Genomic DNA, 5,266 nt, shown 5'->3' with positions numbered 1-5,266 from the left:
CGGCCTGACCGGACCAACTCGACCATCTGTCGCCGGAACTCCGGCGGATATGCACTTCTTCGTTTCGACATCGTGGACTCCTCCTTCCCAAAAGGTGAAGTGTCCACGAAACGGGGTCAACTCCAGTACAGCTCGCACCTCACGCACTGGCGCCGGGAGGTCGAGGCCTGCTCGTGACAGCATGGTCTCCACCGCGAGTCAGCGGAACAGGTATCAGATCAACATGGGCCCGTGGCAGAATGAGTCCAATCCGCTGCGTCTTTGGGCGATAGCCTAGCTCGAGTTCTTCAAGGACTAGTTTTGCCTCGGATCGGATGTTCGCCTCCAAGTGCGAAAGAAGAAACTCAACGAACTTCCTCACCGTGGCGACATCGTTGAGAGCTTCCTCCAGCCTGACGTGGGCCAAGACGTTGGCTACGGCAATCTCGCTAAGGCTCTAATTCTTGTATGACTTTAGGCCTTTGAAACTGTCAGGCACCCTTTTTGAAATCTTCGCAGGCGCTTGCGGGTGGGTTTCGCTTCGAGGGTGGTATGCGCCAGCCGCAGCACATGCTCAACAGGGTTGAGTTCTTGAAGCTGTGCGGAACGGAATAGGCTCATCAGGATAGCGTGGGCCTTGGCGTCGTCCGCCGAGCGGTTCTGTTGACTGATCTTGCGGGTGATGACGGCCGGGCGCATCTGTTGTTCGGCGTGGTTGTTGTAGGGACTGACCTGGTCGTAGTGGAGAAAGGTGAACATCTCCTGGCGATGGCGCCGCAGGCGTTTGAGGAGGCGCTTGGCATCGGCATCGTCAAAGGAGGAGTCGATGAGCTCATCAAGGCGTTGATGAAGTTTCGCTTTGCGGCGGGCGTAGGTCTCGAGATCCGCCAGCTCATGGCGCCGTTCCCCGAGCCGTATCGGGATCCTTGAGCAGACGGGCGAGGGTCTTACGGAAGCGTTTTCACGAGGGTGCGGTTGTGCTTGTCGACTTTGATGAGCTCGGTGAAGGGATGAAAGTAGCAGCGCTGTTTGGCCAGGACCTCGATGGCGTTATAGGCACCCAAGAAGTCGGTGATCAAGACGCCGGGAAACAAGGTACCGAGGACCTGCTTGACGACCCCGCCCCGCGGTGTCTGTCGATAAGGTAGTAGCAATACTGTTTTGTGGTGAACGCCAGAGCCAGACGGTGACGCCGTTGATCCGCCACGGCTGTTTCGCAACAAGCGGCGTTGCGCGCCTCGGCCTTCAAGTGCATCCGCATTCTCAATCGTTGCTGGCAGAACCGCACCCCCCTACATCTCAACGCGCTGAAGCGCCCCCGCTCGCCGTTACTCGGTTCGATCGCCGTGGCCCTTAGAGCGCTTTTGACAGTCACCCTCAAGGCGTAAGTTGGGTGGCTTTACCGACACGGCCTTAAGCTTGATCGCTAATCTTATCAATCTTATCAACTAGCCTAAGGTCGTGTAATCGGCTCCTTAAGTCTCCGGATCCAGAAAACTGGATCCCTTCAAAACCCATTTCCGTTGCTACCTGCGTATACTCAGGAATGTCATCTACATAGATAGCAGGACTGGCGCCCCTAACTGCCTTCATTGCCTGTTCAAAAATCCGTTTGTCAGGTTTGCAATAACCGCACGTGAACGACAGAACGAAGTCATCGAAAAGGTGTAGCAAATCAAACTGCTCTTTCGCGTACTCGAAATGCCACACATTTGTGTTGGATAGAAGGATAAGCCGCACGCTGTCTCGCAACGCCTTCAAAAGACCGATAACCTCCTCATTCTCCCAAAAGATCTCCGTCCAAAATCTCTTAAACACCTTCGGGTCCAGGGTGATCCCAAGACTCCGTGCACAGTTCTCAGTAAATTGCTCCGGGGATACCTCTCCTAAGTCAAACCTCCGTTCATGTCCCTCGGAAAATATCGTCCGGTAGACAAACTCTTCCTTCAACCCATAATGGCTTGCGAGCCTTCTACATGTAATCCCGTGGTCAAAAAAAAGGACCACGTTCCCTAGGTCAAATACGACAGCGCCACTTGGGACACGCAAGTGTGGCATCATAAGCCTCAGCGCCTTTGACTATCTCTTGTCACGTTTTGGCAGGGCATAGAACACGCATCATATAATGGCGAGACAACGGAGTTCCATCAGAGTTCTGGCACGTCCCATTCTAGCTGCCCTTCCGCTTTAAGTTGACGGATTAACCTAAATCCAAGTGCGACCGCCATCGCGCCCGCTGGTATGACCATTCCAGGTTTTAAGAGAGCCCTAATAGACTTGGTATCATTTAGAGAGCAAATATGAATTCCTGCGTTTTGGTTTTCTGTACCGAAGCCTTGAAACTCCCAGTTAAACTTCCAATGGTCATGGTATTTCTTGGCGAACGATTCGTCGTTGATTATTAGCGCGATGGTCAGTTCGGGTTTGGCCGAAAGCAAGTCGAGGCCAAGGCCTGTTACGTATATGAATGCCTTTCTCTTTTCCAAGAGCCCCAGCAAATCAACAATTGGGCACAGGTTTTGGTTTGGTATTTTCGCCTCGTCGAAATCGATCCGACCTCCGTAAAGCATCTTGCGTTGCGCCTGAAAATCTTTTCCTTCGAAGCACTCTTCCCAGAACTCCGACAGCACCTTGTACTTTACCGAGTAAGCTTTATCATACTGGTCGTATGCGAGGCTTGCGCGTCCGTCATGCTGAAATGTTCCTGCCGGCATGACATGGTTAATGTCAGGGTATTCGGCCACGTTCTTTCCGCGGTGGTAAAGAAAGCATACCGGGACATCCGCCGTGCGCAGTGCAAAAAAGATGTTTAGCCCGATCTTTGAGTCTCTCCCGGCAACCCTGCCCAGTTTGTCTAAAGTAGGCGCGAATAAACTTCTGTTAGGGAGGCTCTTCTTAATGTTCTCGAACAGCTGCACGTTTTGTTTTACGTGGGCGTGATCAGAGAACGCCCGTTTGTCTTCAACCTTATTCTGGTGCAATTGCAGGACAAGTTCGTCCGCCAGACTCTCACAAGTAGCCAGGTAATTGAAATACGACCCAGGACCACACCGAAGCCTGAATCCACTGTCGTTCGACAATATTTCGATTAGGCGAAACGTCTGGCCATCATACCGTACCCGCTCCATCGTTTTCAGATAGTCTAGATACTCAGCCTTCGCCTTATTAAAGGAGTCCTCTTCTTCGATCCGGTACTCGTCTCTCTCCAAGGGTCGTTCGAGGACTCTGTCATCTTCGAGCCTTCCCACCCAGTTTGGTTCGACATATATTGGATAAGTCCACCCGGCCAGCTTAAACAAGGTAGCCGACTCGGCGGGATCAAGGTCGTAATACTTGTAGAGAAAGGCTGCAATTACGCCGGTCTTGTGCAGCCGCGCGACAGTCCCCTTTAAGTGTTCACGCTCTAGTCGCTCCTTGTCTTTTTTCCGAGCCCGCCACGTACCAATAGACTGCTTTACCGCGTATTCGTAGTATTCAGGGGGAATCTGAAGAAGCTCTGCCAAGGGGCCGACGTCAGGCATCACCATTAGCGTTTCCTTTGTTGCGAGGTAACTTCAAGTACTCGTCCATTCAAGGGTTCGCGTTGTTTTGATTCTCATGTGGTAGGCGCGCAATGATAAGGTGTTCACTGGGAAAGGCGTCCTAAAGAACGATGCACGATGCATAGATTCTATGTATTGGCGGTTGAACTGAACCGCTGGATTCAGGGCGCACCCTGGAGATTGTAAGGCGCCGGGGACCGTGATGGCCAACTGGTGGATGGCTCGGCGCGTCGGTCATGGGCTGATTTCCTCGCTCGGACCCCGGGCTTGGGCTCGTGATGCAGTATGGTCAAGGAGCGGGAAGGGGTCAATGGGGGGCGTGGGCGAAGGCGACTGGCGGCGGCGTCGGAAGGGGTCGCCGGAGCGGGGAGGTGCAGGGGTTCAAGCCGCCCATCGTAGATCAGGGTGGGCCGGTGCCCCGAGGGAGAGGGGGGAGTGCTCTGATCGGGTGGAGCCGTCCTTGGCGCGACACAGCCGGCGCGACGTATATTCCGAACTCAAGAACTCACGGCGCTCTTGGCTGAAAAGTCATCACCCAAGAGGAGTTCGACGCTCGAAAGAAGAAGATTTTGTCGCAGTGACGCGCGTCGATGTCGATACCGACCAGCATTGCCAGGACCGACCGATGGCAACAGGTCTGCATCCCCACCAAGACCAGCCAGGTCTCCTCTTTGACCCGCGACGGGGTTGTGACACACCTGTGGATGGTCTTGCGAATTTGCTCGGGGGCATTAGTTTAAGAATGAGCCGATGACGGTCTTCGGCGACGGCCGCCAGACCCGCTCGTTCTGCTTCGTCTCCGATCTAATCGAAGCGCTGGTGCGGCTGATGGCGGCTGCCAACGGTTTCTCCGGTCCGGCCAACCTTGGCAACCCACGCGAGCTCACGATCCTCGAGCTTGCGCAGAAAACGATCCAACTCACCGGCTCCAGATCGAAGATCCAATTCCATCCCCTGCCAAGCGATGACCCGATACAGCGCTGTCCCGATATCAGCCTAGCAAAAGCACATCTCGGTTGGGAACCAAAAGTCGAGTTGGAGGAAGGGCTCGGGACGAGCATCGGCTATTTCGAGCGCCTGCTGAGCAGAGGGAACCGTTATCGCAGCATGGGGAGAAAGGAGTTGGCGGTAGTGAGCGGAAAAGCACGCTCATAAACAGGCCTCATTACGGATAAGATGGGAACGCCGCCGTGAGCCTTATACAGCGATGCCGCGCTCCTCTGTACTTCCATTGCCGCATCTCGGACGCCGCCTCGGGCGGGATAAGCCCGCGCGGCGCGGAGAGCCGCACCAACGGGTACGCGGCAGGCGTTGCAGGGCGGCGATATCCGCAGGACAGAGCAGCCGAGCATCGTTAAATTTCAGCCTTTCTAAGTTTTTTCACAAACTCTCAGGCCGAGACCCGGCGTCGAGCGGGCGCCGGTAAGCGGCGCTGGCGTTGTCGTCCTCCCAGATCGTGACCTCCAGAGCCCTAATATTGGGCGTCGTCACGAGCAGGAGGTCGCTCACGATCTGCGCGAAGTTCTCGACACTCGGGTTCAGCCCCTCGAACTCGGGTAGCTCGTTGAGGGTGCGGTCCCGGTAGCGATTCACCAGGCCGTCCAACCTCTCGTCGATGTCGCTGATGTCGAGGAGGAAGCCGTGCCGGTCCAGGCTCGTTCCTTCGTACCGCGCTTCGATCCGATAGCGGTGCGAGTTCACCTCGTTCTCCCGACCCCAGTCGCCGCCGACGAGAAAGTGTTGGG

Annotated in this window: 6 protein-coding genes and 1 pseudogene; 2 read left to right on the top strand and 5 right to left on the bottom strand. The window is 55.2% G+C overall.

Annotated features, from left to right (window positions below):
* Positions 1-453: 453 nt before the first annotated feature.
* Entirely contained in the window at positions 454-807 is a 354-nt protein-coding gene (locus M3461_11235; protein ID MDQ3774884.1) for a transposase, read from the bottom strand.
* Between M3461_11235 and M3461_11230 the strand changes: the two genes are divergently transcribed.
* The gene (locus M3461_11230) at positions 748-909 is read left to right on the top strand and encodes a hypothetical protein (protein MDQ3774883.1); all 162 of its coding nucleotides are present in this window, start codon (positions 748-750) and stop codon (positions 907-909) included. The genes M3461_11235 and M3461_11230 overlap by 60 nt on opposite strands.
* A 17-nt stretch (positions 910-926) precedes the next feature.
* Here the strand turns inward: M3461_11230 and M3461_11225 are convergent, their stop codons facing one another.
* The 3 genes from M3461_11225 to M3461_11215 form a co-directional block, all read right to left on the bottom strand.
* Positions 927-1,073 carry a hypothetical protein gene (locus M3461_11225; GenBank protein ID MDQ3774882.1) on the bottom strand — a complete coding sequence of 49 codons (147 nt, stop codon included), beginning with the start codon at positions 1,071-1,073 and terminating at the stop codon, positions 927-929.
* Positions 1,074-1,392: 319 nt separating this feature from the next.
* Positions 1,393-2,040: an HAD family phosphatase gene (locus M3461_11220; protein MDQ3774881.1), complete on the bottom strand. Its 648-nt coding sequence runs from the start codon at positions 2,038-2,040 to the stop codon at positions 1,393-1,395.
* Between the two features lie 86 nt (positions 2,041-2,126).
* Positions 2,127-3,500, bottom strand: a complete 1,374-nt coding sequence (locus M3461_11215; GenBank protein ID MDQ3774880.1) for a hypothetical protein — start codon at positions 3,498-3,500, stop codon at positions 2,127-2,129.
* Between the two features lie 759 nt (positions 3,501-4,259).
* Between M3461_11215 and M3461_11210 the strand changes: the two are divergent.
* Positions 4,260-4,676, top strand: a pseudogene (locus M3461_11210) (GDP-mannose 4,6-dehydratase).
* A gap of 225 nt (positions 4,677-4,901) precedes the next feature.
* On the opposite strand, the gene M3461_11205 reads toward M3461_11210, so the two are convergent.
* A partial coding sequence (locus M3461_11205) for a 6-carboxytetrahydropterin synthase (protein MDQ3774879.1) occupies positions 4,902-5,266 on the bottom strand: 365 nt, incomplete at its 5' end.

The sequence above is a fragment of the Pseudomonadota bacterium genome, assembly GCA_030860485.1.
Taxonomy (GTDB): domain Bacteria; phylum Pseudomonadota; class Gammaproteobacteria; order JACCXJ01; family JACCXJ01; genus JACCXJ01.
Note: the sequence above shows the minus strand (reverse complement) of the source record. Positions and strands in the feature narration are given on the sequence as shown.